This window comes from Streptomyces malachitofuscus (genome assembly GCF_055571035.1).
In genome coordinates this window covers 193,156-218,847 of the sequence record NZ_JBVIGA010000010.1, presented here as the reverse complement: position 1 = coordinate 218,847, position 25,692 = coordinate 193,156, and the positions used below count along the sequence as shown (strand labels likewise).

The 25,692-nt window shown below is 73.3% G+C and carries 24 protein-coding genes and 1 riboswitch; of the genes, 12 read left to right on the top strand and 12 right to left on the bottom strand.

Annotated features, from left to right (window positions below; translation table 11 throughout):
- A complete protein-coding gene (locus tag ACZ44S_RS17115; protein ID WP_466929621.1) occupies nucleotides 1-756 on the top strand; it encodes an SDR family oxidoreductase in 756 nt (251 codons plus the stop codon).
- A 152-nt stretch (nucleotides 757-908) separates the two neighbouring features.
- Here the strand turns inward: ACZ44S_RS17115 and amaP are convergent, their stop codons facing one another.
- From amaP to ACZ44S_RS17090, 5 genes are read right to left on the bottom strand one after another with little or no spacing between them, the layout of a single operon-like run.
- Nucleotides 909-1,493, bottom strand: coding sequence for an alkaline shock response membrane anchor protein AmaP (amaP, locus tag ACZ44S_RS17110; RefSeq protein ID WP_466929725.1), 585 nt, complete (start codon nucleotides 1,491-1,493; stop codon nucleotides 909-911).
- The gene (locus ACZ44S_RS17105) at nucleotides 1,490-2,119 is read right to left on the bottom strand and encodes a DUF6286 domain-containing protein (protein ID WP_466929618.1); all 630 of its coding nucleotides are present in this window, start codon (nucleotides 2,117-2,119) and stop codon (nucleotides 1,490-1,492) included. The genes amaP and ACZ44S_RS17105 overlap by 4 nt, the downstream gene beginning before the upstream one ends.
- Nucleotides 2,116-2,499, bottom strand: a complete 384-nt coding sequence (locus ACZ44S_RS17100; protein WP_466929616.1) for an Asp23/Gls24 family envelope stress response protein — start codon at nucleotides 2,497-2,499, stop codon at nucleotides 2,116-2,118. Before ACZ44S_RS17100 ends, ACZ44S_RS17105 begins: the two co-directional genes overlap by 4 nt.
- Nucleotides 2,496-2,681 (bottom strand): hypothetical protein, encoded by a 186-nt coding sequence (locus ACZ44S_RS17095; protein WP_073937463.1) that lies wholly within the window; start codon nucleotides 2,679-2,681, stop codon nucleotides 2,496-2,498. The genes ACZ44S_RS17100 and ACZ44S_RS17095 overlap by 4 nt, the downstream gene beginning before the upstream one ends.
- Nucleotides 2,682-2,706: 25 nt before the next feature.
- Nucleotides 2,707-3,198 (bottom strand): Asp23/Gls24 family envelope stress response protein, encoded by a 492-nt coding sequence (locus ACZ44S_RS17090; protein WP_466929614.1) that lies wholly within the window; start codon nucleotides 3,196-3,198, stop codon nucleotides 2,707-2,709.
- Nucleotides 3,199-3,284: 86 nt separating this feature from the next.
- Between ACZ44S_RS17090 and ACZ44S_RS17085 the strand changes: the two genes are divergently transcribed.
- Complete coding sequence (locus ACZ44S_RS17085; protein WP_466929612.1) at nucleotides 3,285-4,010, top strand: nucleopolyhedrovirus P10 family protein; 726 nt, start codon at nucleotides 3,285-3,287, stop codon at nucleotides 4,008-4,010.
- A gap of 385 nt (nucleotides 4,011-4,395) precedes the next feature.
- Here ACZ44S_RS17085 and ACZ44S_RS17080 read toward each other — a convergent pair whose 3' ends face one another.
- From ACZ44S_RS17080 to ACZ44S_RS17070, 3 genes are all read right to left on the bottom strand, one after another.
- A complete protein-coding gene (locus ACZ44S_RS17080) occupies nucleotides 4,396-5,199 on the bottom strand; it encodes an enoyl-CoA hydratase/isomerase family protein (protein WP_466929610.1) in 804 nt (267 codons plus the stop codon).
- A gap of 105 nt (nucleotides 5,200-5,304) precedes the next feature.
- Entirely contained in the window at nucleotides 5,305-5,526 is a 222-nt protein-coding gene (locus tag ACZ44S_RS17075) for a helix-turn-helix domain-containing protein (RefSeq protein WP_029385158.1), read from the bottom strand.
- A 362-nt stretch (nucleotides 5,527-5,888) separates the two neighbouring features.
- Nucleotides 5,889-7,487, bottom strand: coding sequence for an ABC-F family ATP-binding cassette domain-containing protein (locus ACZ44S_RS17070; RefSeq protein WP_466929607.1), 1,599 nt, complete (start codon nucleotides 7,485-7,487; stop codon nucleotides 5,889-5,891).
- Between the two features lie 213 nt (nucleotides 7,488-7,700).
- Between ACZ44S_RS17070 and ACZ44S_RS17065 the strand changes: the two genes are divergently transcribed.
- On the top strand, nucleotides 7,701-8,114 hold the full coding sequence (locus tag ACZ44S_RS17065) for a VOC family protein (RefSeq protein ID WP_466929604.1): 414 nt from the start codon (nucleotides 7,701-7,703) through the stop codon (nucleotides 8,112-8,114).
- Nucleotides 8,115-8,169: 55 nt separating this feature from the next.
- On the opposite strand, the gene ACZ44S_RS17060 is transcribed toward ACZ44S_RS17065, so the two are convergent.
- From ACZ44S_RS17060 to ACZ44S_RS17050, 3 genes are all read right to left on the bottom strand, one after another.
- Nucleotides 8,170-9,627: a hypothetical protein gene (locus ACZ44S_RS17060; RefSeq protein ID WP_466929601.1), complete on the bottom strand. Its 1,458-nt coding sequence runs from the start codon at nucleotides 9,625-9,627 to the stop codon at nucleotides 8,170-8,172.
- A gap of 147 nt (nucleotides 9,628-9,774) precedes the next feature.
- On the bottom strand, nucleotides 9,775-10,902 hold the full coding sequence (locus ACZ44S_RS17055; protein ID WP_466929598.1) for an alpha/beta hydrolase: 1,128 nt from the start codon (nucleotides 10,900-10,902) through the stop codon (nucleotides 9,775-9,777).
- A gap of 182 nt (nucleotides 10,903-11,084) precedes the next feature.
- On the bottom strand, nucleotides 11,085-11,795 hold the full coding sequence (locus ACZ44S_RS17050; RefSeq protein ID WP_466929596.1) for a class II aldolase/adducin family protein: 711 nt from the start codon (nucleotides 11,793-11,795) through the stop codon (nucleotides 11,085-11,087).
- Between the two features lie 161 nt (nucleotides 11,796-11,956).
- On the opposite strand from ACZ44S_RS17050, the gene ACZ44S_RS17045 reads away from it, so the two are divergent.
- From ACZ44S_RS17045 to cobI, 9 genes are all read left to right on the top strand, one after another.
- Complete coding sequence (locus ACZ44S_RS17045; RefSeq protein ID WP_466929594.1) at nucleotides 11,957-13,210, top strand: inorganic phosphate transporter; 1,254 nt, start codon at nucleotides 11,957-11,959, stop codon at nucleotides 13,208-13,210.
- A 31-nt stretch (nucleotides 13,211-13,241) separates the two neighbouring features.
- Complete coding sequence (locus tag ACZ44S_RS17040; protein WP_466929591.1) at nucleotides 13,242-13,463, top strand: hypothetical protein; 222 nt, start codon at nucleotides 13,242-13,244, stop codon at nucleotides 13,461-13,463.
- Between the two features lie 152 nt (nucleotides 13,464-13,615).
- Nucleotides 13,616-13,753, top strand: a riboswitch (cobalamin riboswitch).
- 122 nt (nucleotides 13,754-13,875) lie between these two features.
- Nucleotides 13,876-14,817, top strand: coding sequence for a cobalamin biosynthesis protein (locus ACZ44S_RS17035; protein WP_466929589.1), 942 nt, complete (start codon nucleotides 13,876-13,878; stop codon nucleotides 14,815-14,817).
- On the top strand, nucleotides 14,814-16,325 hold the full coding sequence (locus ACZ44S_RS17030; protein ID WP_466929587.1) for a cobyric acid synthase: 1,512 nt from the start codon (nucleotides 14,814-14,816) through the stop codon (nucleotides 16,323-16,325). Before ACZ44S_RS17035 ends, ACZ44S_RS17030 begins: the two co-directional genes overlap by 4 nt.
- Nucleotides 16,322-19,972: a cobaltochelatase subunit CobN gene (gene cobN / locus ACZ44S_RS17025; protein ID WP_466929585.1), complete on the top strand. Its 3,651-nt coding sequence runs from the start codon at nucleotides 16,322-16,324 to the stop codon at nucleotides 19,970-19,972. The genes ACZ44S_RS17030 and cobN overlap by 4 nt, the downstream gene beginning before the upstream one ends.
- Before the next feature lie 108 nt (nucleotides 19,973-20,080).
- Nucleotides 20,081-22,078 carry a putative cobaltochelatase gene (locus tag ACZ44S_RS17020; protein ID WP_466929582.1) on the top strand — a complete coding sequence of 666 codons (1,998 nt, stop codon included), beginning with the start codon at nucleotides 20,081-20,083 and terminating at the stop codon, nucleotides 22,076-22,078.
- Complete coding sequence (gene cobO, locus ACZ44S_RS17015) at nucleotides 22,078-22,686, top strand: cob(I)yrinic acid a,c-diamide adenosyltransferase (RefSeq protein ID WP_466929579.1); 609 nt, start codon at nucleotides 22,078-22,080, stop codon at nucleotides 22,684-22,686. The genes ACZ44S_RS17020 and cobO overlap by 1 nt, the downstream gene beginning before the upstream one ends.
- Entirely contained in the window at nucleotides 22,680-24,134 is a 1,455-nt protein-coding gene (locus ACZ44S_RS17010) for a cobyrinate a,c-diamide synthase (RefSeq protein WP_466929577.1), read from the top strand. Before cobO ends, ACZ44S_RS17010 begins: the two co-directional genes overlap by 7 nt.
- The gene (gene cobI, locus ACZ44S_RS17005) at nucleotides 24,131-24,862 is read left to right on the top strand and encodes a precorrin-2 C(20)-methyltransferase (protein ID WP_466929575.1); all 732 of its coding nucleotides are present in this window, start codon (nucleotides 24,131-24,133) and stop codon (nucleotides 24,860-24,862) included. The genes ACZ44S_RS17010 and cobI overlap by 4 nt, the downstream gene beginning before the upstream one ends.
- Nucleotides 24,863-24,879: 17 nt before the next feature.
- Here cobI and ACZ44S_RS17000 read toward each other — a convergent pair whose 3' ends face one another.
- A complete protein-coding gene (locus ACZ44S_RS17000; protein WP_466929573.1) occupies nucleotides 24,880-25,608 on the bottom strand; it encodes a ZIP family metal transporter in 729 nt (242 codons plus the stop codon).
- Nucleotides 25,609-25,692: the final 84 nt, after the last annotated feature.

Genomic DNA, 25,692 nt, shown 5'->3' with positions numbered 1-25,692 from the left:
ATGGATCTTGGACTGAAGGACCGGGTGTACGTCGTCACCGGGGCGACCCGCGGCCTGGGCAACGCCTCCGCGCGGGAGCTCGTCGCCGACGGCGCGAAGGTGGTCGTCACGGGGCGGGAGGAGAAGTCCGTCGCGGAGGCGGCGGCCGCGCTGGGGCCGGACGCGGTCGGGGTGGCCGTCGACAACGCCGACCCGGAGGCGCCGGCGCGGCTGATCGCGACCGCGCGGGAGCGGTTCGGGCGCTTCGACGGCATCCTCGTCAGTGTGGGCGGGCCGCCGCCCGGGTTCGTCGCCGACACCACCGACGAGCAGTGGCAGTCGGCGTTCGAGTCGGTGTTCCTGGGCGCGGTGCGAATGGCGCGGGCGGCGGCGGAGGAGCTGGGCGAGGGGGGTGTCATCGGGTTCGTGCTGTCGGGGTCGGTGCACGAGCCGATCCCCGGGCTGACGATCTCGAACGGGCTGCGGCCCGGGCTTGCGGGGTTCGCGAAGTCGCTGGCGGACGAACTGGGGCCGCGGGGGATCCGGGTGGTGGGGCTGCTGCCGGGGCGGATCGACACGGACCGGGTGCGGGAGCTGGATGCGCTGTCCGCGGATCCGGAGGCCACCCGGCAGGCGGCCGAGTCCCGGATTCCGTTGCGGCGGTACGGGACCCCCGGGGAGTTCGGGCGGACGGCGGCGTTCCTGCTGTCGCCGGCGGCTTCCTATCTGTCGGGGGTCATGCTGCCGGTGGACGGTGGGTACCGGCACGGGTTCTGACGACGGGGCACCGTGTGCTGGTGCGGGCCGGGGGTGTTTGCGCAGCCCGGCGTCTGCGGGGTGCCGTCGCGCCCACCCGTGCCGCTGGGGGCACCTCCCAGGCCCTTGAGGCACTGAGGGAGGCATGATTGCCCGCGGAGTGCGGGCAGGGGTCAGGTGACGCGTTCCGGGTGGTGTTTCACCGCGTGCAGGCGGGCCTCCGTGGGGAGTTCCGGGAGACCCGAGGAGTCGCGGGCGTGGGTGAGGGCGCCGGTGGTGAGGGTGTCCAGGGCGGTGCCCGGGTCCACGTGGGGTTCCAGGGTGAGGAGCACCCGGGCCGCCGGACCGCCGCGGCGGCCGGTCAGCACGACGTGGGCCTGCGCGACACCCTCCTGGCGGTTCGCCTCCTCGGCGAGGACGTGTTCCAGGGCCCGGCCGCGCAGGGCCGCGCCCTCCCCGTCGCCCGTGTCGACGAGGATCTCGGTCAGTCGCCGTCGGCGCAGCACCGCCAGCAGCCACCACAGGCAGAGCAGGACCAGCACGGCGAGCGCGGCGATGACCACCGGCCACCACCAGCCTTCGTCCCGCCACCGGGTCCGCTCGGCGGCGTCGAGCAGCACGTCGTCCCGTCCGTGGTGCAGCCACCAGGAGGGCGCGGGCGCCCCGAGTCCGATCGCCAGCACCGACCCGCCGAGGGCGATCAGCACCAGCCCCGCGATCGCGAGCAGCACACGGTTGACACTCCCGAGCACCGTTATCGCCCCTTTCGGCCGGGTCGCCGCACCCGCAGCGACAGCGCGGGCGGCCGGGCCAGGCCCAGCCCTCTGACGGCTTCGTCGAGTACCGAGGTCACGTCGGCCCGTACGTCGTCCAGTTCACGGAAGTGCGACACCGCGCGGACGTCGGCGCGGGCGCGCTTCACCCTGACCTGCACGGACTGCACCCCGGCCACCTCCATGACCCGGTCCCGCAACACCATCTCGGCGGCGGCGCGGTGCAGTCCCGCGCGGACGTCGCGATGGGTGCGGCGCATCGGGAGCAGGGAGCGCAGGCCGGGCGTCAGAGCGAGCAGGAGCAGCCAGAGTCCGAGCGCGGCGGCGACCGCGGCGCCGGTCAGCACCCAGACGTCGTCCAGGGGCCGTTGGTCCAGTTGCCGGGCCAGCTCACGGCGCCAGCTCATCCCGTCCCGGTGGGCGCGCACGGCGACGATGTCGTACAGGAACATGCCCGCGATCACCAGGAGGACCAGCGCGAGGAGCCCCGCCGGGACCCGGCGGGCGGACCAGAAGCGCCGGTGCCCGTCGTCGCGCCCGCCGGCCCCGTCCTCTCCGCCGCCGGCGGACGGCGGGTGCTGTTCCAGGACCGTGCCGTGGGGTTCGCTCATGGCGTCCTCCCGTGTTCCGCGCCGGGCGCGGCCGTCAGATGCAGCCGTTCCACGTGGACGACGACCTCCGGCACGGCCATGTCCGCCAGCTCGCGCACCCGGTCGACCACGCGGCGCCGTACCCGTGCGCACCGGCCGCCGATGTCGCCGGGGTAGTCGAGTTCGATGTGCACGCGGACGCGGGCGGCGTCGTGGTGGACGACCACGCTCGCGTGCGGCGGTGCGGCCCCCGGCGGGAGAGCGCCGACCGCCTCACGGGCCGCCTGCGAGGCGATCTTCGCGACCACCCGGTCGGCGATCCTGGTCGCACCGCGCTCGCCCGCCGCGACGCCGGCCGGGCTCCCGCCGAGTTCGGCGGTTCCCGTGCTCACGGTCGTCACCGCCGCCGTTCGTCACGGGACCGGAAGAAGTCGCCGAGTTCCAGGTCCCCCTCGAGGAACCGGCCGACGACGAACCCGACGGCGCCCAGGGCCGCCACCAACAGGAAGGCCCCGAAGCCGCCGAAGTATCCGGCGAAGCCCAGCGCCATGCCGGCGATCATGCCGACCACGGCCATGTTCATGGTGCGCTCCTCCGCTCACCCGGCCTCACTGGAGGCGGGTCTCCGGTTCCTCGTCCTCCTCGTCGGGCAGCTTCACGTCGCTCACCGCGATGTTGACCTCGACCACCTCGAGGCCGGTCATCCGCTCGACCGCCGCGATGACGTTCTCCCGCACGGCCCTGGCGACGTCGGCGATGGACACGCCGTAGTCGACGACGATCTCCAGGTCGAGTGCGGTCTGCACCTCGCCGACCTCGGCCTTCACTCCGCGCGTCACGGACTTGGAGCCGCCGGGCACGCGGTCGCGCACGGCTCCGAACGTCCGCGACAGCCCGCTGCCCATGGCGTGGACGCCGAGCACGTCCCGGGCGGCCAGCCCGGCGATCTTCTCCACGACGCCGTCGGCAATGGTGGTACGGCCGCGCGTGGCGGGGTCACCGCCGCCGCGCCGGGTCCCCTGGCCCTTGCGTGGGGTGGTTTCGGGGTTCTTCTCGGAGTCGGGGGCCCGTACCGAGCCTCCCTCGGTCATGTCGGTCATCGCCGTACGTCCCTTCGGTCGTCCTCCTCCGACAACCGTAAGCACGGTTGCCCGGCATCGCGCCAGGAATGCGGCAGGCTGGAGGAGTGACGGCGGACCGGTGGACGCAAGCGGTACGGCAGCAGGTGGGGCTGGGCAGGATCGTGCCCCTGGGCGGGCCGCGCGACGGCGCGTGGATCGCGGAGCGGGCGGCGACCGTGCTGCTGCGGCGCGCGGCGGCGCGTGGCGCGCCCGGCGTGCGCCTGGACGGGTTGCGGATCGGACCCGCCGGTCCCGAGGAGGCGGGTGAGCCGGTCGTGCCGCCTCCGCCGAGCGCGCTGCCGCCGGGCCCGTTGCGGCTGACCGCCCAGTTCGCGGCCACGGCGTGGCAGCCGCTGCCGGTGACGGCGTCGCTGCTGCGTACGGTGCTGGCCGAGGCGGCGGCGGAACGGATCGGACTGGCGGTCGCGGAGGTGGATCTGCGGGTGACGGAGCTGCTGGACACGGAGCCGCCGGTGGCGTCCGACGCCGCGGAGCGGGAGCCCGCGCCCGAGCCGCCGGACCCGGGTGACGCGGAGGCCGGCCGTGTCGCGGCGGCCGCGCTCGCCGTTCCGGGGGTGAGCCGGCTGACGGGCACGCTGGGCCGCCCGGTCCATCTGTCCGCGTCCGGGCAGCCGGGCGGGGCGGCCCTGCCCCACCGCCACGCGCGCGTGGATCTCGCGGTCCTGGTGGACCACCGCCCGCTGGAGGTGGCCAGGGCCGTCCGCGCGGCCGTGACCGCCTCCCTGCCGGACCGGCCCACGGCGGCCGTTCTGGTGACAGCGCTCGACTGAGGTGCGCCGACCGACACAAAGTCACGCCCGCGTGCCCGACCGGCAGCCGTCCTGGTCGCCGCGCTCGACCGAAGTGCCCGGGCCGGCTCAAGGACACACCCGCATGGCCGACCAGCAGCCGCCCAGCTCACCGCACACCACCGAAACACCCCGGCCGACGCAAAGTCACGCCCGCGTGCCCGACCAGCAGCCGCCCAGCTCACCGCACACCAGCGAAGCACCCCGGCCGGAACACACCGGCCGACCCGAAGACACGCCCGCATGGACGACGGCAGCCGTCCTGGTCGCCGCACACGACCGAAGTGCCCGGGCCGGCGACACCCGGTCGGCGCACGGTCGCGCGGGGAGGGGGCCATGCGGCCCCGTCCCGGCGGTCGTGGTGCCGCTACTCGCCGAGGCCGGCCAGGTCGCGCAGGCGGCGGGCCTGGGCGGCGCGTTCGGCGGTGCGCTGCTCCTCGAAGGTGCGGTCCTGGGCGCCGCGCAGCAGGGCCTTCGTCTCGATCACGGCGTCACGGGGAGCCGCCAGGAGCGCCGCGGCGAGGTCCTGCACGGCCGCGTCCAGGTCGGCGACGGGCACGGCGAGGTTGGCCAGTCCGGTGCTCACCGACTCCTCGGCCGTGACGAAGCGCCCGGTCGCGCAGATCTCCAGCGCGCGGGCGTAACCGACGAGTCCGACCAAGGGGTGCGTGCCGGTCAGGTCGGGGACGAGACCGAGGCTGGTCTCGCGCATGGCGAACTGCACATCGTCCGCGACGACGCGCAGGTCACAGGCGAGGGCCAGCTGGAATCCGGCCCCGATGGCGTGTCCCTGCACGGCGGCGACGGACACGATGTCGCTGCGCCGCCACCAGGTGAACGCCTCCTGGAAGACGGCGATGGTGGCGTCCAGTTCGGCGTCGTCACCGCGTGCGAGGTCGATGAACGACGGCTCGCCCTCGATTCCCTCGGGCGTGAACATCTGCCGGTCGAGCCCGGCGGAGAAGGACTTGCCCTCCCCGCGCAGCACCACGACCCGGACGGATCCGGGCAGCAGCCGGCCCGCCTCGGTCAGCGCCCGCCACAGAGCGGGGCTCTGCGCATTGCGCTTGGCCGGGTTGGTCAGCGTCACCGTGGCGATCGCGTCGTCGACGGTGAGCCGTACCCCGTCCTTGTCGAGTACCGGACCGAGGTCCTGGGCGGACGAAGCCATGGGGCGCCTCCGATGGGTGCGGTCATCTAAGTGACTGCACAGTAACCACCCGGCCGGTCGGTCGGCCGACCGGGTGGCCACCATCGGGTCTCGTGGCGCCGGGGGTCAGGCCGAAGGAGCCTTTTTGCCCCGTGTCGCCCCGCCACGCCCTCGGAGCGTGACGCCCGACTCACTGAGCATGCGGTGCACAAAGCCATACGAGCGGCCGGTCTCCTCGGCCAACGCCCGGATGCTCGCACCGGCGTCGTACTTCTTCTTCAGGTCTGCCGCGAGCTTGTCGCGCGCGGCGCCGGTCACCCGGCTGCCCTTCTTCAGAGTCTCGGCCACCCGTGCCTCCTCATGGGAAGTGCGCTCTGGTCTCCTCATGATCACCCCTCCCGGCCGTCATGGCCACCCATTCGGCAAGGTCGATGAGACAAGGTTGTGACGACAGGAGCGCGTCCCCACATCCGGAACCCGCTATTCCGGGAGGCGTCGCCGATACCTCCAATCGGGTTCTTCCGCGAAGTGCCAGGTCAGGAAGACGCGACGGCCGAGCCCCCGTCGTCCGGGGGCTCGGCCGCGAAATCGGTGTAGGACACACCTCGGGATGAGGAGATCTCACACGAATGATGGATCACCGATGGGCCGAATGATCCATACGCTGTGGATCACGCTTTCGATCAACCACCGCTGACCGCTCCGGCGGGTCAGGCGAGGGCGACCAGGTCCGCGTAGTCGGAGCCCCACAGGTCCTCGACACCGTCCGGCAGCAGGATGATCCGCTCCGGCTGGAGCGCCTCGACGGCGCCCTCGTCGTGGGTGACGAGGACGACCGCGCCCTTGTACGTGCGCAGGGCGCCGAGGATCTCCTCGCGGCTGGCCGGATCGAGGTTGTTGGTCGGCTCGTCGAGGAGCAGCACGTTGGCCGACGACACGACGAGGGTCGCGAGCGCGAGACGGGTCTTCTCGCCGCCGGAGAGGACACCGGCCGGCTTGTCCACGTCGTCGCCGGAGAACAGGAACGAGCCGAGCACCTTGCGCACCTCGACGAGATCCATGTCGGGCGCCGCGGAGCGCATGTTCTCCAGCACCGTGCGATCGGGGTCGAGGGTCTCGTGCTCCTGGGCGTAGTAGCCGAGCTTGAGGCCGTGGCCGGGGACGACGGCGCCGGTGTCGGGCTGTTCCACCCCGCCCAGGAGCCGCAGCAGGGTGGTCTTGCCGGCGCCGTTGAGGCCGAGGATGACGACCCGGGACCCCTTGTCGATGGCCAGGCTGACGTCGGTGAAGATCTCCAGGGAGCCGTACGACTTCGACAGGCCCTCGGCCATCAGCGGGGTCTTGCCGCAGGGCGAGGGCTCGGGGAAGCGCAGCTTGGCGACCTTGTCGGACTGGCGGACGTCCTCCAGGCCGGACAGCAGACGCTCCGCGCGGCGGGCCATGTTCTGCGCGGCGACCGTCTTGGTGGCCTTGGCGCGCATCTTGTCGGCCTGCGCGTTGAGCGCGGCGGCCTTCTTCTCGGCGTTCTGGCGCTCGCGCCGGCGGCGCTTCTCGTCGGCCTCGCGCTGCTGCTGGTACAGCTTCCAGCCCATGTTGTAGACGTCGATGGTGGCGCGGTTGGCGTCCAGGTAGAACACCTTGTTGACGACCGTCTCGACCAGGTCCACGTCGTGGGAGATGACGATGAAGCCGCCACGGTAGGTCTTGAGGTAGTCGCGCAGCCAGACGATCGAGTCGGCGTCGAGGTGGTTGGTGGGCTCGTCGAGCAGCAGGGTGTCCGCGTCGGAGAACAGGATCCGGGCGAGCTCGACGCGGCGGCGCTGACCGCCGGAGAGGGTGTGCAGGGGCTGGCCCAGCACACGGTCGGGCAGGTTGAGCGCGGCGGCGATGGTGGCGGCCTCGGCCTCGGCGGCGTATCCGCCCTTGGTGAGGAACTCGGTCTCCTGGCGCTCGTACTGCCTGAGGGCCTTCTCCCGGGTGGCGCCCTGGCCGCCTGCGATGCGCTGCTCGTTCTCGCGCATCTTGCGGATCAGCACGTCGAGGCCGCGGGCGGAGAGGATGCGGTCGCGGGCGAGGACGTCGAGGTCGCCGGTGCGGGGGTCCTGCGGGAGGTAGCCGACCTCGCCGGAGCGGGTGACGTTCCCGGCGGCGGGGATGCCCTGGCCGGCGAGGACCTTGGTGAGGGTGGTCTTGCCCGCGCCGTTGCGGCCGACCAGGCCGATGCGGTCGCCCTTGGCGATGCGGAAGGTGGCGCTTTCGATGAGGACGCGGGCACCGGCGCGCAGCTCGATGCCGGAGGCGGAGATCACGGACAGACTCCAGGGCAGGTTGGGGTGGCGGTGGGCGGCTGAGGACGTTCCCGCCGTCTAATGCGCGAGGAGAATGGCCATGCGAGCCATTCTAACGGGGCCGTGCAAGCGCTTTTTCTCCGTGCGGGCGTCCCGGCCGTTGTCGGTGCCCGGTGCCAGACTGGGCGGCAACTGGACATTCCGGTGTACGTGAGACACGAGGAAGTGATCGCCATGGCAGGCACGGGCGGCGGGCGTCCGAGCATCGTTCCCACGCTGCTGTACGGGGACGCGAAGGCGGCGATCCGGCAGCTGACGGAGGCCTTCGGCTTCACGGAGCTGTCGGTGTACGAGGGCGAGGACGGGGCGGTGATGCACGCCGAGCTGATGCAGGGCAACGGCGTGGTGATGCTGGGTTCCAAGGGCCGTGGCGGAGTGTTCGACACGGCGATGAAGGGCGCGGGCCCGGCGGGGGTGTACGTCGTCGTGGACGACGTCGACGGACACCACCGTCGTGCGGTGGAGCAGGGCGCGGAGATCCTGATGCCCCCGACGGACCAGGACTACGGCTCACGGGACTACATGGCCCGGGACCTCGAGGGCAACATCTGGAGCTTCGGCACGTACGCGCCGGAGACCGGCACCTGAGCCGCGGGCCCTCGGACCGGCGCACAACCGGTCCGGGGGCACACCACGGGCCGGCTCAGCCGCCGGTGTGGACCTGGAACGCGGCCCGGCGGACCGCTTTCGCCAGAGCGGGATCGGGGTGCGCGGCGGCCAGGGCCACCAGGACCTGCACGGTGCGCGGGTGGCCGACGGCCCGCACCTCGGTGAGCAGGGCGGGGACGGTCGGCTGGACAGCGGACTCCAGGTGGCGGACCAGCAGCGGGGCCTCGCCGTGGTCGGCGACGGCTGCGGCGGTGTCCACCCAGAGCCAGGTGGCCTCCTGGCGGGTGAGGACCGCGTGGGCGTCCTCGGGGTCGGCGCCGTCGTGCTCGGCGAGCCACAGCAGGGCGTACGGCCGCAGCGCCGGCTCGTCGAGCACGGTGCGGACCTCGGGTTCGGCGGGGGCACCGACCACGCGCAGCGCCTCGAAGGCGAGGCCGCGCAGCAGGGCGTCCTCGCCCCGGGCGGCGCCGATCAGCTCGGTGACGGCGCTGCCGACCGGCCGGGCGGCGAGCCAGGCCCGGTATTCGGCGCGGGCCGCGTTGGGGCGCAGCTGGGCACAGCCGCGCAGCATGTCCTCGGCGCTCTGCTCGATGTTCCCGGCGGGGCTCTGCGCGGCGACGCAGATCTGCTCCAGCTTGACCCACACCGCCCAGTTGCCCAGCGGGGTGAGGGTGGCCTGTCCGTCGCCGTACGTGAGGGCGCCGACGGAGGCGAGAGCGCGCAGCGCCCAGTCGAGCAGCGGTTCGAGGGGGGCGTCGGCGGCCGGCTCGGCGAGCGCGGGGCGGGGCCGCTGGAGTCCGGGCCCGGTACCGGGCCGGTTCTCCGGAGGTTCGGACGCCTCGTCGGGCTGCGGCACGTAGTCGACCTCGCAGCGCTCCGTACGGAGCTCGGTGACGCGCTGCTGCAGGAGGTCGAGGAGCTGCGGCACGGGGACGGGGCCGGCGGACAGCTGGAGGAAGGAGAGCACCTGCGGCATGGCCGTGACGACCTCGGCGACGGCGGCGGGCTCGTACTCCTCGGGCTCGGGGTGGGCGAGCGACCAGGCGTCGCAGAGGGCGACCCAGCCGCGCAGTACGGCGCTGTCGTCGCGGTCCCAGGCGCGCAGCCGCCAGCCGGGGCGGGCCGTGTCGCCGTGCACCTCGATCAGGCCGGCCAGGCGGGCGGTGTCCCAGTCGGCACGGACCTGAGCGGAGGTCAGGCCGAGGGCACGGGCCGCGCGTTCGGCGGTCGCGTCGGAGAGGGTGGCCTTGCCGTCGGCGGTGGCGCCGTCCCGGCCGGGGCCGAGGGCGGCGTCGGCCCAGCGGGCGACACGGGCCGCCGCGGCCAGACAGGAGCGCGCCATTCTGGCCAGCTCCGCCGGTGCGGGGGTGCCCTCCGGGGGGCGGGGCGCGGGGCGGCGCGAGCGCCGCTGGTTGATCGCTGTGGGGGCGGCGGCCAGGGGTCGCGGGCGGACGAGTCGAAGCCTGGAGTCGCGCGGGATACGGGACGTCACGGGTGCAGTCTTGCGGTTGACGGTCCGAAAACCCAAACGGAATGTCGACGGGGGCCCGGGGAGGGCGCGCGCCCCGGGCCCTGATGCGGCGGCAGGGACGGAATCAGGCCAGTGGTACGGCGCTAAACGGAATCCCCGGAACCGGCCTCACATCAAGGGGGTGAGGAAGCGTCGCAGGGACTCCTCGTAGGCCTCCGGGCCGGCGTTCCACATGGCGGCGTGGGGGGCGCCCCTGACGGGGAGCAGGGTGATGAAGTTCGGCTGGGCGGCGGCGAGCCCGCGGGAGAACCGCCAGGGGGCCACCACGTCGTCGGGACCGTGGATGATCTGCGTGGGGACACCGACGCGGTCCAGGTGGACGGCGCCGGGCCTGCGGTCGCCGTACAGCCCTGTGCGGCCCTGTGCGGCGCGGACGGCCAGCGGCAGCAGCGCGCCCGGGGTGTGGTGGGCGGCGGCGAGGGCGCGCAGGGTGGCCTCCCAGTTGAGCACCGGGGAGTCGAGGACGAGGCCGGTGACGCGTTCGCGGACCTCGGAACGGGCGGCGGCGCGCAGCGCCATGGTCGCGCCGGTGGACCAGCCGTACAGGATCACCTGCCGGGCGCCGGAACTCACCGCGTGCCGGAGCACGGCGTCCAGATCTCGCCACTCGGTCTCCCCGAGGTGGTTGAGGCGGTCCGGCGAGCGCGGGGCGCCGGGGTCGCCCCGGTAGGCGGGGACGAGCACCGGGAAGCGGTGGCGGTGCAGGAGCTCCAGGACGTTCAGGGCGTGTTCCCGGGTGGTTCCCAGGCCGTGGACGGCGATCACCCAGGTGTCCCGGGCGCCCGGCACGAACCAGACGGGCAGGGGCCCCAGTTCGCCGGGGACGTCGAGGTCGGTGTGGTCCAGGCCGAGGGCGGTCCCGGGGTCGCCGACGTGCAGGGCCGGGGTGAACCAGGCGCGGTCGCCGGGTTCGAGGGTGCCGTGCGTGACCCGCTCCAGCCGGCGGACGACGGTGTCGGCGGGGTTCGAGGTGCCGGACAGCACGGGTCCGACCACCGCGTGGAAGCCGTCACCGGCGAGACCGTGGCGGCCGGGGCGCAGCGCGGCGAGGTCCCGGGTGAGGGTGACCTGGCCGGCGGCGGTGGCGTGGACGGTGAGCCCGGGTTCGGTGGGCAGGGGTCCGCCCGGCGGGATCCTGAGGGCGGCATCGCTGGCGAAGCGGCCGGCGGCCACCGCGGCGGCGCCGGCGCCTATCACGGCGGTGACGGCAGCGGCCGTCGCTCTGACAGTGCGCACGCTTTCCAGTGTCATGTCGGGACGGGTACCCGGCCAGTGGGCCGACGCGCGGGTGGGCGGGCGAGAGGTGGGTTTTCGCCCTCGCCGCCCCTTCCCGTCCCGACCTCGGGGGCTGCACCCCCGGACCCCCTTGCGGCCCTTCGGGCCTCGTCCAGACACGCCGGACGGGCCGGGTGGTGGCCTCAGCCGCTCCGGCCGTAGCCGCTCCGGCCGTAGCCGCTCTGACCGTAGCCGCTCAGGCGTTCGGTCGCCTCCGCCAGTTGCTCAGGGGTCAGCAGGTGCGGGGTCAGGCCCGGGAGCGAGGACGCGGTCAGCCAGACGCGGCACATCCACTCCAACTGGGCCGTGCGGTCGTAGGCCTGGGCGAGGGTCGCCCCGTGGGTGATCGTGCCGTGGTTCTGCAGCAGGCATCCGGTGCGGCCGTCGAGGGCGCGGAGCATGCTTTCGGCCAGCCGGTCGGTGCCGTACGTGGCGTAACCGGCGACCCGGACGGGGCCGCCGAGCGCCGCCGCCATGTAGTGGATCAGCGGCAGTTCGTCGACGAGCGTGGAGACGGCCGTGGCGTGCACGGCGTGCGTGTGCACGACGGCACGCGCGGCGGTGGTGCGGTACACCGCGAGATGCATGGGAAGCTCACTGGTCGGGACCAGGGAGCCGAGCACCTGCCGGCCGGCGAGGTCGACACCGGTCACGTCGTCCGGTGTCAGCCGGTCGTACGGCACCCCCGACGGGGTGACCAGGACCGTCTCGCCGACCCGTACCGTGACATTGCCGGAGGTGCCGACGACGAGTCCGTCGGCGACGCTCCGGCGCGCGGTCTCCACGAGCTCCGCCCAGGCACGGGTCTCCTCCTCGGCCGCATGTCTCCGGCCGTCCCCTCGCTGCTCAGTCATGCCGCGATCCTGCCAGGCGGAGATCCGTCCCGGGGCCCGGCCATCCGGCGGAGCGGACACCCCCTCTTACGGTCACCACGATGCCGGTTCCAGTTCATCTTCCGTTCACCCTGGTTACCTACGTTCGACCAGCCAATGACCTCGAACGATTGCCTGGGTAAATGGAAAGCTTCTCGCTGATCCTCGCGATTGTGGTGGTAACCGCACTCGCGTTCGATTTCACGAACGGTTTCCACGACACCGCGAACGCGATGGCAACGACCATTTCGACCGGTGCGCTCAAGCCCAAGGTCGCGGTGGCCATGTCCGCCGTGCTGAACCTTGTCGGCGCATTCCTCTCGGTGGAGGTCGCCAACACGATCTCCAAGGGCCTCGTCGACGAGGCCGGCATCCGTCCCGAGGTCATCTTCGCCGCGTTGGTCGGCGCGATCCTCTGGAACCTCCTGACCTGGCTGGTCGGTCTGCCGTCCAGCTCCTCGCACGCGCTCATGGGCGGTCTGATCGGCGCCACGGTCGCCTCCGCCGGCTTCGGCGCGGTGCACGGCGACGTCCTCGTCACCAAGGTGCTGATCCCCGCGATCGCCGCCCCGCTGGTGGCCGGCCTCGCCGCGATGTTCGCCACCCGCCTCACCTACCGCCTGGGCAGGAACGCCGACGGCGAGGCCTCCAAGAAGGGCTACCGGGCGGGGCAGATCGCCTCCGCCGGCCTGGTCTCCCTGGCCCACGGCACCAACGACGCCCAGAAGACGATGGGCATCATCACCCTGGCCCTGGTGGCCGGCGGCACCCTGGCCCCCGACTCCGACCCGCCCATGTGGGTCATCCTCTCGGCGGGCATCGCCATCGCACTCGGCACCTACCTCGGCGGCTGGCGCATCATCCGCACCATGGGCAAGGGCCTGACCGATCTCCAGCCGCAGCAGGGCTTCGCCGCCCAGACCAGTGCCGCGACGGTCATCCTGGCCTCCTCGCACCTCGGCTTCTCCCTCTCCACCACGCATTCCGTTTCCGGTTCCGTGATGGGTGCGGGCCTGGGCCGCAAGGGCGGTGTCGTCCGCTGGTCGACCGCCACCCGGATGTTCGTCGCCTGGGGTCTGACGCTGCCGGCGGCGGCCCTCGTCGCCGCGCTCGCCGAGTGGGTCTGCGGCTTCGGCGACTGGGGCACCGCCCTCGTGGCCGTCTTCCTGGTCGCGTCCAGTGCCGCCATCTGGAAGATCTCCCGGCGCGAGGTCATCGACCACACCAACGTCAACGACCACGACGAGCCGGGCGAGGAGCCGTCCGGCGTGGTCACGCAGGCGATGGCCGCGGTCACCCCTCCCCCGGCGGGCACCGTGACCGACGAGCTCGCGGCCACGATCCCGGCTCCGGCGTCCGCCGACCCGTCGGCCCCGTCGGCCACGACCACCGTCTGACCGCGACCCGGTACGAAGGAAGTAGAGCACCATGAAGATCGACTGGGCGGCCCTCGGTTCCGTCTTCGGCGTCAGCCTCGTGGTCACCGTGGCCCTGGTGGCCCTGTTCACCCTCGGCATCTCCGGTCTGTCCCGCCGCGAGCGGGCCGCCGCACAGGGCCAGTCCGCGGCCCTGGCGGTCACCGGCGCCTACGCCTGCTTCGCGGCGTGCGCGGCGGCGGTGGGGTACGGGATCTACATGATCATGGCCTGACCGCAGAGCGCATCCGTCCGGCGGGCGGTGCGGGAGTTCCGGCTCCCGCACCGCCCGCCGGCGTGTGCGCGGCCCGCCCGCGGTTCACCCACCGGCGCCTCTCTGTGGGGCTCAGCACACTTCAGCCTCGCAGGTCAACGGCAAGTTGACGGCCCTTCGGGAGCCGTGGTGGACTGCCTCAGCCATTACGGCGGCAGGAGAGGAAGCCGGTGCGATTCCGGCGCGGTCCCGCCACTGTCACCGGGGTGCACACCCCGGGAGCCAGGAACTCTCACCGCCGGTCTCGTCGAACCAGGGCGTGGACACCCTGAGTGAGGACATATCGCCATGCGCGGCTGCCTGCCGAGGTCGACCAGCGACGTACCACCCCGCTTCGGGGCCGCTCCCTCCGGATCCGTCACCGGCTGAACCCATGGGTGCCGACCGCGTGTTCGCGTACGGCGCCGCCGCCGGCCTCCTCGGCGACCTGCTGCTCGGCGATCCCCGCCGAGGGCATCCGGTCGCCGCTTTCGGACGGGCCGCGGCCGCCGTGGAACGGGTGCTGTGGCGGGACGACCGGGGCCGGGGCGCCGTGCACACCGCCGTGTGCGTCGGCGGGACCGTCGTCCTGGGCGCCCTCGCCGCCCGCTGTGTACGCTCCTCCCCCGCCGCCTCCACCGCCCTGACCGCCGCCGCCACCTGGGCCGTCGTGGGCGGCACCTCGCTGGCCCGTGAGGCCCGCGCCGTCGGGCGGGCCCTGGAGGCCGGGGACGTCGAGGCGGCCCGGGCCCGGCTGCCCCATCTGTGCGGCCGGGATCCGCAGGCGCTGGACGCCGACGGCATCGCCCGCGCGGTGGTCGAGTCCGTCGCCGAGAACACCTCCGACGCCGTGGTGGGCGCGCTGGTGTGGGGTGCCGTCGCCGGGGTGCCGGGCCTGCTCGGGTTCCGGGCGGTCAACACGCTCGACGCGATGGTCGGCCACAAGTCCCCCCGCCACCTCCGCTACGGCTGGGCCTCCGCCCGCCTCGACGACGTCGCCGGCTGGCCGGGGGCGCGGCTGACCGCCGTACTCGCCGCCCTCGCGGGACCCGACCCGCGCGGAGCGGTACGGGCGTGGCGCGCGGACGCGGCGAAGCACCCGAGCCCCAACGCCGGACCGGTCGAGGCGTCCTTCGCGGGCGCGCTCGGCGTACGGCTCGGCGGGACCCTCTCCTACGGCGGACGGGTCGAGCACCGGCCGGTCCTGGGCGGCGGCGGGCGTGCCGTGGCCGTGTCCGACATCGAGCGGGCGGTACGGCTCTCGCGGCGGGTCGGCTGGCTCGCGCTCGGGGTCGGAGCCGCCGCGCGGAGCGTCATGAAAGGACGTGCATCGTGAGCGGTGGGGGGCTGCTGGTCGCCGGGACCACCTCGGACGCCGGCAAGAGCGTGGTGACCGCCGGGATCTGCCGGTGGCTGGTGCGGCAGGGCGTCAAGGTCGCCCCGTTCAAGGCGCAGAACATGTCGCTGAACTCGTTCGTGACGCGGGAGGGCGCGGAGATCGGGCGGGCGCAGGCCATGCAGGCCCAGGCCTGCCGCGTCGAACCGACCGCGCTGATGAACCCGGTGCTGCTCAAGCCGGGCGGCGAACGGTCCAGCCAGGTGGTGCTGCTGGGCAGGCCGGTCGGCGAGATGAGCGCCCGCGGGTACCACGGCGGACGGCAGCAACAGCTCCTCGGCACGGTGCTGGACTGTCTGGAGCAGTTGCGGGGCACGTATGACGCGGTGATCTGCGAGGGGGCCGGCAGCCCGGCCGAGATCAATCTGCGGCGCACCGACATCGTGAACATGGGGATCGCCCGGGGTGCCGGTCTGCCGGTCCTGGTCGTCGGCGACATCGACCGGGGCGGCGTCTTCGCCTCGTTCTTCGGCACGGTCGCGCTGCTCTCCCCCGAGGACCAGGAGCTGGTCGCCGGGTTCCTGGTGAACAAGTTCCGGGGCGACGTGTCGCTCCTGGAACCCGGTCTGGACATGCTGCACGGCCTGACCGGACGGCGGACGTACGGTGTGCTGCCCTTCCGGCACGGGCTCGGCATCGACGAGGAGGACGGGCTGCGCGTGTCGCTGCGCGGCACCGTGCGGGAGTCCGTGGTCGCCGCGCCGGTCGGCGAGGACGTGCTGCGGGTCGCCGTGTGCGCGGTTCCGCTGATGTCCAACTTCACGGACGTGGACGCCCTCGCCGCCGAACCGGGTGTCGTGGTGCGGTTCGTGGACCGGCCCGAGGAGCTGGCCGACGCCGACCTCGTCGTCGTGCCGGGGACGCGCGGCACCGTACGGGCGCTGGAGTGGCTGCGGGAGCGCGGGCTGGCGGACGCGCTGGCGCGGCGGGCGGCCGAGGGGCGGCCCCTGCTGGGGATCTGCGGGGGCTTCCAGGTGCTCGGGGAGCACATCGAGGACGACGTGGAGAGCCGGCGGGGGCGCGTCGACGGGCTCGGCGTGCTGCCCGTGCGGGTGCGGTTCGCCCACGAGAAGACACTCACCCGGCCCGTCGGGGAAGCCCTCGGGGAGCCCGTGGAGGGGTACGAGATCCATCACGGTGTCGCCGAAGTCCTCGGCGGCGAGGCCTTCCTCGACGGCTGCCGGGTCGGGCAGACCTGGGGCACGCACTGGCACGGTTCGCTGGAGTCGGACGGTTTCCGGCGGGCCTTCCTGCGCGAGGTGGCGCGGGCCGCGGGCCGCCGCTTCGTACCGGCCCCCGACACCTCGTTCGCCGCGCTGCGCGAGGAGCAGCTCGACCGGCTCGGCGACCTGATCGAACAGCACGCGGACACGGACGCGCTGTGGCGGCTCATCGAGTCCGGCGCGCCACAAGGACTGCCCTTCATTCCACCGGGAGCGCCCGCATGAGCACTGTGTTGTTGTTGTCGACCGCCGACACGGACCTGCTGGCGGCCCGTGCCTCCGGCGCCCCCTACCGGATCGGCAACCCGACCCGCGTGGACGTCGCGGAGGAACTGCCCGCGCTGCTGGACGGGGCGGACCTCGCCGTCGTACGGCTGCTGGGCGGCAAACGCGCCTGGGAGGACGGGCTCGCCGCCCTGAAGGCGTCCGGGATCCCGGCGGTGCTGCTCGGCGGGGAGACCGTGCCGGACGCGGAACTCATGGCCGAGTCGACGGTGCCGGCCGGTGTGGTCGCGGAGGCGCTGCGCTACCTGGTCGAGGGCGGCCCGGAGAACCTGACCGAGCTGGCCCGGTTCCTGTCGGACACCGTGCTGCTGACCGGCGAGGGGTTCGAACAGCCCCGCATGATGCCGGAGTTCGGCGTCCACGGCGAACGCCCCCTCGCACAGGGCCGCCCGACGGTCGGCGTGCTCTTCTACCGGGCGCACGAACTGAGCGGCAACACCGCCTTCGTGGACACGCTGTGCGACGCGATCGAGGCGCGGGGCGCCAACGCCCTGCCCGTCTACTGCGGTTCGCTGCGCGGCGCCGACCCGGGGCTGTACGAGCTGCTGGCGCGGGCCGACACCCTGATCGCCACCGTGCTCGCGGCCGGCGGCACGCACGCCTCGCAGGCGTCGGCGGGCGGAGACGAGGAGGCCTGGGACGTCGGGGCGCTCGCCGAGCTGAACGTGCCGGTGTTGCAAGGGCTCTGCCTGACGTCCTCGCGCGCCGCGTGGGAGGAGTCCGACGCCGCCCTGTCCCCCATGGACGCGGCGATGCAGGTCGCCATCCCGGAGTTCGACGGCCGGCTGATCACGGTCCCGTTCTCCTTCAAGGAGCAGGGCCCCGACGACGTCCCGGTGTACGTCGCCGACCCGGAGCGGGCCGCGCGGGTGGCCGGGATCGCCGTACGGCACGCCCGGCTGGGGCACAGGCCGAACGCCGAGAAGAAGCTGGCGCTGGTCTTCACCGCGTACCCGACGAAGCACTCGCGGGTCGGCAACGCGGTGGGGCTCGACACCCCGGCCTCGGCGGTGCGGGTGCTGGACGCGCTGCGGGACGCGGGCTACTCCCTGACCGAATACCCGGACAACGGCGACGAGTTGATCCACCGGCTGATCGAGGCCGGCGGACACGACGTCGAGTGGCTGACCGAGGAGCAGCTGGCCGCCGCTCCCGCGCGGGTGCCGCTGGCGGAGTACCGGGCCTGGTTCGAGAAGCTCGACCCGGAGCTGCGGGACGGGATGCGCGAGGCGTGGGGCGAACCGCCGGGGTCGCTGTACGTCGACGGGGAGGACATCGTCCTCGCGTCGCTGCGATTCGGGAACGTCGTGGTGATGATCCAGCCGCCGCGCGGCTTCGGGGAGAACCCGATCGCGATCTACCACGACCCCGACATGCCGCCGTCGCACCACTACATGGCGGCCTACCGCTGGCTGGAGAACAGTTTCGGCGCCGACGCGATCGTGCACATGGGCAAGCACGGCACGATGGAGTGGCTGCCGGGCAAGGGGCTGGGCCTGGGCGCCGGGTGCGCGCCGGACGCGGTCCTCGGCGACCTGCCGCTGATCTACCCGTTCATCGTCAACGACCCCGGCGAGGGCACGCAGGCCAAGCGGCGCGGGCACGCCACGGTCGTCGACCACCTGGTGCCGCCGATGGCGCGGGCCGACACCTACGGCGATCTCGCGAAGCTGGAGCAGCTGCTCGACGAGTACGCGCTGGTCTCCGACCTGGACCCGGCGAAGGCACCGGCGGTCAGGGCGCAGATCTGGACGCTGGTGAAGGCCGCCGAGCTCCACCACGACCTGCATGTGGACGACCAGCCGGACGACGACGACTTCGACGAGTTCGTCATGCACATCGACGGCTACCTGTGCGAGATCAAGGACGTGCAGATCAGGGACGGCCTGCACATCCTCGGCGGCGGCCCGGTCGGCGAGCCGCGCGTGAACCTGGTGCTGGCGGTGCTGCGCGCCTCGCAGGTGTGGGGCGGGCGGGCGAACGCGCTGCCGGGTCTGCGGGCCGCGCTGGCCGCGCACTTCGGGCTGGTGGAGAAGGAGTTGCTGGCCGAGCCGGGGGCGCCGGTGAAGGTGCCGGTGGAGCTGACGGACCTGGTGGACGGCCCCGCGCGTACGGGCGCCGACGCGATCGACCTGCTGGAGCGGCTCTGCCGGCGGATCGCGGAGGGCATGGAGGAGCGCGGCTGGGCGGCCGACGCGGTCCCCGCGCTGGTGGGCGGGGTGCTGGGCACGGAACTCCCCGACGCGGTGGCCGTGGTGCGGTTCGCGTGCGAGGAGGTGGTGCCCCGGCTGACCCGGACGACGGACGAGATCGGGCACATCCTGCGGGCCTTGGACGGCGGTTACGTGCCGGCGGGGCCGTCGGGCTCGCCCACGCGCGGGCTGGTCAACGTGCTGCCGACCGGGCGGAACTTCTACTCCGTCGACCCCAAGGCGATCCCGTCACGGCTGAGCTGGGAGGTCGGGCAGGCGCTCGCCGACTCGCTGGTGCGGCGGTATCTGCAGGACACGGGCGAGTATCCGAAGTCCGTCGGTCTGACGGTGTGGGGCACGTCCGCGATGCGCACCCAGGGCGACGACATCGCCGAGATCCTGGCGCTGCTGGGCTGCCGCCCGGTGTGGGACGACGCGTCGCGGCGGGTGACCGGGTTCGAGGTGGTCGGCCTGGAGGAGCTGGGCCGGCCGCGCATCGACGTCACCGTCCGCATCTCCGGGTTCTTCCGGGACGCGTTCCCGCACGTCGTGGGGCTGATCGACGACGCGGTGCGGGCGGTGGCGGAGCTGGAGGAGCCGGCCGACCGCAACTACGTACGCGCCCACGTGGACGAGGACACCGCCGGGCACGGCGACCGGCGCCGGGCCACGGCCCGCGTCTTCGGCTCGAAGCCGGGGGCGTACGGGGCGGGGCTGCTGCCGTTGATCGACGCCCGGAACTGGCGGTCGGACGCTGACCTCGCCGAGGTGTACGCGGTGTGGGGCGGCTACGCCTACGGGCGCGGGCTCGACGGGCGGGCGGCGCGCGGCGACATGGAGACGGCGTTCCAGCGGATCGCGGTGGCGGCGAAGAACGTCGACACGCGTGAGCACGATATCCACGACGCGGATGACTATTTCCAGTATCACGGCGGCATGGTCGCCATGGTGCGGCACCTGACGGGCGCGAGCCCGGAGGCGTACGTGGGGGATTCGGCGACTCCGGACCAGGTGAAGACCCGCACGCTCGGCGAGGAGACGCACCGGGTCTTCCGGGCGCGGGTGGTCAACCCGCGCTGGATGGCGGCGATGCGGCGGCACGGCTACAAGGGCGCCTTCGAGATGGCGGCCACCGTCGACTACCTCTTCGGCTACGACGCCACGGCCGGGGTCGTGGACGACTGGATGTACGAGAAGCTCAGCGCGGAGTACGTCTTCGACGCGGAGAACCGGGACTTCATGAAGAAGTCCAACCCCTGGGCGCTGCGCGGCATCACCGAACGGTTGCTGGAGGCCGCCGACCGGGGGCTGTGGGCGGAGCCGGACCAGGAGACCCTGGACCGGCTCCGGCAGACCTACCTCGAACTTGAGGGAGATCTGGAGGGGGACGCGTGATCTCACCGGAAATCCCCGCGAAGGCGGGGAGCAGGGGATGAGCATGACTCACCGGCTCCCGGCGTCCCTCCCATTCGCCTACACATCATCCGAAGGAGCGATCACCGCGTGAGCACCCCCTATCCGTTCACAGCCGTCGTCGGCCAGGACGACCTGCGTCTGGCGCTGCTTCTCAACGCTGTGAGCCCATCCGTCGGTGGCGTCCTCGTGCGTGGTGAGAAGGGGACCGCGAAGAGCACCGCCGTGCGCGCTCTGGCGGCGCTGCTGCCGGAGGTGGGCGTCGTACCCGGGTGCCGGTTCTCCTGCGACCCGGTCGCCCCCGACCCGACCTGTCCCGACGCCCCGCACGAGCCGGGCGCTGCCGCGTCGCGGCCCGCCCGCATGGTCGAACTGCCCGTCGGCGCCTCGGAGGACCGGCTGGTCGGCGCGCTCGACATCGAGCGAGCGCTGGCGGAGGGCGTGAAGGCGTTCGAGCCGGGGCTGCTCGCCGCCGCGCACCGGGGGATCCTCTACGTCGACGAGGTCAACCTCCTCCACGACCACCTGGTCGACCTGCTGCTGGACGCCGCGGCGATGGGCGCCTCGTACGTCGAGCGTGAGGGCGTCTCCGTGCGGCACGCCGCACGGTTCCTGCTCGTCGGGACCATGAACCCTGAGGAAGGCGAATTGCGTCCCCAATTGTTGGACCGCTTCGGCCTCACGGTCGAGGTCGCCGCCTCCCGCGCTCCCGAGCAGCGCGTCGAGGTCGTCAAGCGACGTCTGTCCTATGAGGACGAACCCGAGGAGTTCGCCGCGCGGTGGGCCGAGGAGGAGGCCGCCGTACGGGCGCGGATCGTGGCGGCGCGGAAACTGTTGCCGTCGGTGCGGCTCGGGGACGGGGCGCTGCGGCAGATCGCGGCGACGTGCGCCGCTTTCGAGGTCGACGGCATGCGGGCCGACATCGTGATGGCGCGTACTGCGACGGTGCTGGCCGCCTGGGCGGGGAGGAGCGACGTGCTCGCCGAGGACGTACGGCAGGCGGCGCTGCTCGCTCTGCCGCATCGCAGGCGGCGTTCGCCTTTCGACGCGCCGGGACTCGACGAGGACAAGCTCGACGAGACGCTGGAGGAGTTCGGGGGCGACGACGAGACAGACCCCGACCCGGACGGGCCGGACGGACCCGACGGGGGTGGCGGGCGGCCACCCGCGGAGGGCTCGGAGGGCGGCGGTGACGCGGGAGCGCCGGCCGAGGACGAGGAGGCCGGTCCGTCGCAGCCCGCCGGGGCGGGATCCGGTGAGCGGTCGCCCGTGGGCGCCGCGGAGCCGTTCCGCACCAAGGTGCTGAGCGTGCCGGGAATCGGTGAGGGTGCCGCCGGGCGGCGGTCGCGGGCGCGGACCGAGCACGGGCGGACCACGGGGGCGCGGCGGCCGAGCGGTGCGCTGACCAAGCTGCACCTGGCCGCCACCGTGCGGGCGGCGGCTCCGCACCAGCGGGCGCGGGGGCGGTCGGGGCCGGGGCTGGTGGTGCGGCGGGACGATCTGCGGCAGGCCACCCGCGAGGGGCGTGAGTCGAACCTCGTGCTGTTCGTGGTGGACGCCTCCGGGTCCATGGCCGCGCGGCAGCGGATGGGTGCCGTGAAGGGTGCCGTGGTGTCGCTGCTGCTCGACGCCTACCAGCGGCGCGACAAGGTGGGTCTGGTGACCTTCCGGGGATCGTCGGCCGACGTGGCGCTGCCGCCCACGTCGTCGGTGGACGCCGCGGCGGCGCGGCTGGAGTCGCTGCCGACCGGTGGGCGGACCCCGCTGGCGGCGGGGCTGCTCAGGGCGCACGACGTGCTGCGGGTGGAGCGCCTGCGGGACCCCGCGCGTCGGGCGCTGGTCGTCGTGGTGACCGACGGACGGGCGACCGGTGGTCCGGAGCCGGTCGCGCTGGCCTCGCGCGCGGCACGGCTGTTCGCCGCCGACGGGGTCGCCTCCGTGGTCGTGGACTGCGAGTCGGGGCCGGTGCGGCTGGGGCTCGCCGGGCGGCTGGCCGGTGAGCTGGGCGGCAGTGCCGTGACGCTGGACGAGCTGCGGGCGGACAGCATCGCCGGGCTGGTGAAGGACGTGCGAAGGAGGGCCGCGTAATGCCGAAGGGACAGCCGAGTGTCGTACCGGACGACGGGCTGACGACCCGACAGCGGCGTAACCGTCCGCTGGTCGTCGTGCACACGGGTGTGGGGAAGGGCAAGTCCACCGCTGCGTTCGGGCTCGCCCTGCGGGCCTGGAACCAGGGGTGGCCGATCGGGGTGTTCCAGTTCGTCAAGTCGGCGAAGTGGAAGGTCGGCGAGGAGAACGCGCTGCGGGTGCTCGGTGCCTCCGGTGAGGGAGGGACCGTCGACTGGCACAAGATGGGTGAGGGCTGGTCGTGGGTGCAGCGCGATCTGCAGGGGGACAACTTCAGCAACGAGGAGAAGGCCCGCGAGGGCTGGGAGCAGGTCAAGCGGGACCTCGCCGCCGAGACGTACAAGCTCTACGTGCTCGACGAGTTCGCCTATCCGATGCACTGGGGGTGGGTGGACACCGATGAGGTCGTGTCCGTGCTGCGGGAGCGGCCGGGGACACAGCATGTGGTGATCACCGGGCGGAACGCGCCGGAGAAGCTCGTCGGGTTCGCCGATCTCGTGACCGACATGTCCAAGGTGAAGCACCCCATGGACGTCGGGCAGAAGGGGCAGAGGGGCATCGAGTGGTGAGCTCCGTCCCACGGTTGGTGATCGCCGCGCCCGCGTCGGGCAGCGGGAAGACCACCGTCGCCACCGGGCTGATGGCCGCGCTGTCCGCGCGGGGGTTCGCCGTGTCTCCGCACAAGGTGGGGCCCGACTACATCGATCCCGGGTACCACGCGCTGGCCACCGGTCGGGTGGGGCGGAACCTCGACGCGTATCTGTGCGGGCCGGAGCTGATCGCTCCGCTGTTCGCGCACGGGGCGGGCGGGTGCGACATCGCCGTGGTCGAGGGCGTGATGGGGCTGTACGACGGGGCCGCGGGGGAAGGGGAGCTGGCGTCCACCGCGCAGGTGGCGAAGCTGCTGCGGGCGCCGGTGGTGCTGGTCGTGGACGCGTCGTCGCAGTCGCGGTCGGTGGCGGCGCTGGTGCACGGGTTCGTGAGCTGGGATCCGGAAGTTCGGGTCGGAGGCGTGATCCTCAACAAGGTGGCCTCTGATCGGCATGAGGGGCTGTTGCGGGAGGCGTTGGACTCCGTCGGGGTGCCGGTGCTCGGGGTGTTGCGGCGGGCCGCTCAGGTGGAGACGCCGGCTCGGCATCTGGGGCTGGTGCCGGTGGCCGAGCGGGGTTCCTCGGCTGTCGAGGCTGTTGCGGCGATGGGCGCGCAGGTGGCCGACGGGTGTGATCTGTCGGCGTTGGTCGCGCTGGCGCGGAGTGCGGGTCCCTTGGCGGGTGCGGCGTGGGACGCGGGTGAGGCCCTGGCTTCCTCGCCCCCGCCGCCCCTTCCCGTCCCGTCCCCGGGGGCTGCGCCCCCGGACCCCCCGTCGGCCCTGGACGGGCCTCGTCCTCGAACCCCAGAGGGGGTAGCCCCGGACGGGCTGGTTGTTGCCGTTGCCGGTGGGGCGGCGTTCACGTTTTCGTATGCCGAGCATGGCGCGTTGCTGGCCGCCGCCGGGGCCGAGGTTGTCATTTTTGACCCCCTGCGGGACGAGGAACTGCCCGAGGGGACTGCCGGGCTGGTGATCGGGGGCGGGTTTCCCGAGGTGTACGCCTGCGAGCTGTCCGCCAACGCGTCGCTGCGGAAGGCCGTTGCCGAGCTGGCGGTGAGCGGTGCTCCCGTCGCGGCCGAGTGTGCGGGGCTGCTGTACCTGTCCCGGGAGCTGGACGGGCTGCCCATGTGCGGCGTGCTGGACGCCTCCGCGCGGATGTCGGAGCGGCTGACCCTGGGATACCGGGACGCCGTGGCCGTGAGCGACAGTGCGCTGGCCGGCGCCGGGACCCGGATGCGGGGGCACGAGTTCCACCGGACCGTCGTGGAGCCGGGGGCCGGAGCGGCTCCGGCGTGGGGGATGCGGACGCCCGAGCGGCGTGTCGAGGGATTCGTACAGCGCGGTGTGCACGCGAGTTATCTGCACACGCACTGGGCGTCCGAGCCCGGTGTCGCCCGTCGGTTCGTGGAGAGGTGCCGGACGTCATGAGCAGCAGGCTGATCGGGGTCGGGGTGGGGCCCGGGGACCCGGAGCTGGTGACCGTCAAGGGGGTCAACGCGCTGCGGGACGCCGATGTCGTCGTCGTACCCGTGATGGACACCGGTGAACGCGGGCGGGCCGAGGCGACCGTGCTGCACTACGTGCCAGGCGAGAAGGTCGTCCGGGTGGTGTTCGCGCTGAACGAGCGGACCGACCGGGCGCGGCGCGAGACGGCCTGGGACGCCGCCGGTGAGCGGGTCGCGGGGCTGCTGCGGGAGCACGGTGCGGTGGCGTTCGCGACCATCGGGGATCCCAACGTGTACTCGACGTTCACGTATCTCGCGCAGACCCTGGTGGAAGCGGTGCCGGACGTCGTCGTCGAGACCGTTCCGGGGATCACCGCCATGCAGGATCTCGCGGCGCGTTCCGGGGCCGTGCTGACCGAGGGGACCGAGCCGCTCACGCTGGTGCCGGTGACCGCCGGGGCCGCCGTACTGAAGGACGCCCTGGCCGGGCCCGGGACCGTCGTCGCGTACAAGTTCGGGCGGCAGGCCGGTGAGGTCGCCGAGGCGCTGCGGGAGACCGGGCGGATCGGGGACGCGGTGTGGGGGTCGGCGCTGGGGCTGCCGGAGGAGTCGGTGCGGCCGGCCGCCGAGCTGGACGGGGCGCCGCTGCCGTATCTGTCGACGCTCATCGCGCCGCCCCGGCGTGACGGCGGCCGGGGCGGCAAGCTGTGAGGCGGGCCGGGTCGTACTCAGTGCGCGGCGCCCACCACCAGCCAGATGAACAGCGCGCCCGCGACCGTGCACAGCAGGGTGGTGCGGGCCGGGTGTTCGTGGTGGGCCTCGGGCAGGATCTCGGCGGACGCGAGGTAGAGCAGCGCGCCGCCGAACAGGGCGAGGTAGCCGCCGAGCAGGGGCTCGGGGAGGGTGAAGAACAGCGTGGAGGCGGCTCCGGCGACCGGTGCCGCCGCGTCCGCGAACAGCATCATCAGGGCGCGGCGGCGGGCGTTGCCGTAGGCGTGGGTGAGCGTGTACGTGTTGAAGCCGTCGGCGAAGTCGTGTGCGATCACGGCCACCGCGACGGCGGCGCCCATGCCCCCGCCGACCTGGAAGGCGGCGCCGATCGCCACGCCGTCCATCGCGCTGTGGCCGACCATCGCGGCGGCAGCGGTGAGGCCCACCTCGGGCGTGCGGCCGTTCCTCTCCCCCGCCCCGTGGGCGGCCTGACGGTGCGCCAGCAGGCGTTCCACCAGATGGGCGAGGAGGAAGCCCGCGACGAACAGCAGCAGCGCCGCGGGGACGCCGTGCACCTCGGTGCCCGCCGCTTCCAGGGACTCCGGGAGGAGTTCCAGGCCCACGACGCCGAGCATCAGCCCGCCGGCCAGGCCCAGCACCAGATGGCGGCGGTCGGTCACGCGGTGTGCCGACCAGCCGCCGGCCAGCGTCATCAGGAACGCGCCGAGCGCGACGAGGACCGCCATGTGCTCTTCGTATCCGATCCGTGGCCGGTCGCGCACGCGTGACAGCCGCTCACCACCCACCGTCTTCGACCACTCGCAGGAGAG

Coding starts and splice junctions, on each gene's coding strand:
- ACZ44S_RS17115 (WP_466929621.1), top strand. CDS start 1: ATGGATCTTGGACTGAAGGACCGGGTGTACGTCGTCACCGGGGCGACC.
- ACZ44S_RS17105 (WP_466929618.1), bottom strand. CDS start 2,119: ATGAGCGAACCCCACGGCACGGTCCTGGAACAGCACCCGCCGTCCGCC.
- ACZ44S_RS17095 (WP_073937463.1), bottom strand. CDS start 2,681: ATGAACATGGCCGTGGTCGGCATGATCGCCGGCATGGCGCTGGGCTTC.
- ACZ44S_RS17090 (WP_466929614.1), bottom strand. CDS start 3,198: ATGACCGACATGACCGAGGGAGGCTCGGTACGGGCCCCCGACTCCGAG.
- ACZ44S_RS17080 (WP_466929610.1), bottom strand. CDS start 5,199: ATGGCTTCGTCCGCCCAGGACCTCGGTCCGGTACTCGACAAGGACGGG.
- ACZ44S_RS17065 (WP_466929604.1), top strand. CDS start 7,701: ATGGCAGGCACGGGCGGCGGGCGTCCGAGCATCGTTCCCACGCTGCTG.
- ACZ44S_RS17050 (WP_466929596.1), bottom strand. CDS start 11,795: ATGACTGAGCAGCGAGGGGACGGCCGGAGACATGCGGCCGAGGAGGAG.
- ACZ44S_RS17045 (WP_466929594.1), top strand. CDS start 11,957: ATGGAAAGCTTCTCGCTGATCCTCGCGATTGTGGTGGTAACCGCACTC.
- ACZ44S_RS17040 (WP_466929591.1), top strand. CDS start 13,242: ATGAAGATCGACTGGGCGGCCCTCGGTTCCGTCTTCGGCGTCAGCCTC.
- ACZ44S_RS17035 (WP_466929589.1), top strand. CDS start 13,876: ATGGGTGCCGACCGCGTGTTCGCGTACGGCGCCGCCGCCGGCCTCCTC.
- cobN (WP_466929585.1), top strand. CDS start 16,322: ATGAGCACTGTGTTGTTGTTGTCGACCGCCGACACGGACCTGCTGGCG.
- cobO (WP_466929579.1), top strand. CDS start 22,078: ATGCCGAAGGGACAGCCGAGTGTCGTACCGGACGACGGGCTGACGACC.
- cobI (WP_466929575.1), top strand. CDS start 24,131: ATGAGCAGCAGGCTGATCGGGGTCGGGGTGGGGCCCGGGGACCCGGAG.
- ACZ44S_RS17000 (WP_466929573.1), bottom strand. CDS start 25,608: ATGGCGGTCCTCGTCGCGCTCGGCGCGTTCCTGATGACGCTGGCCGGC.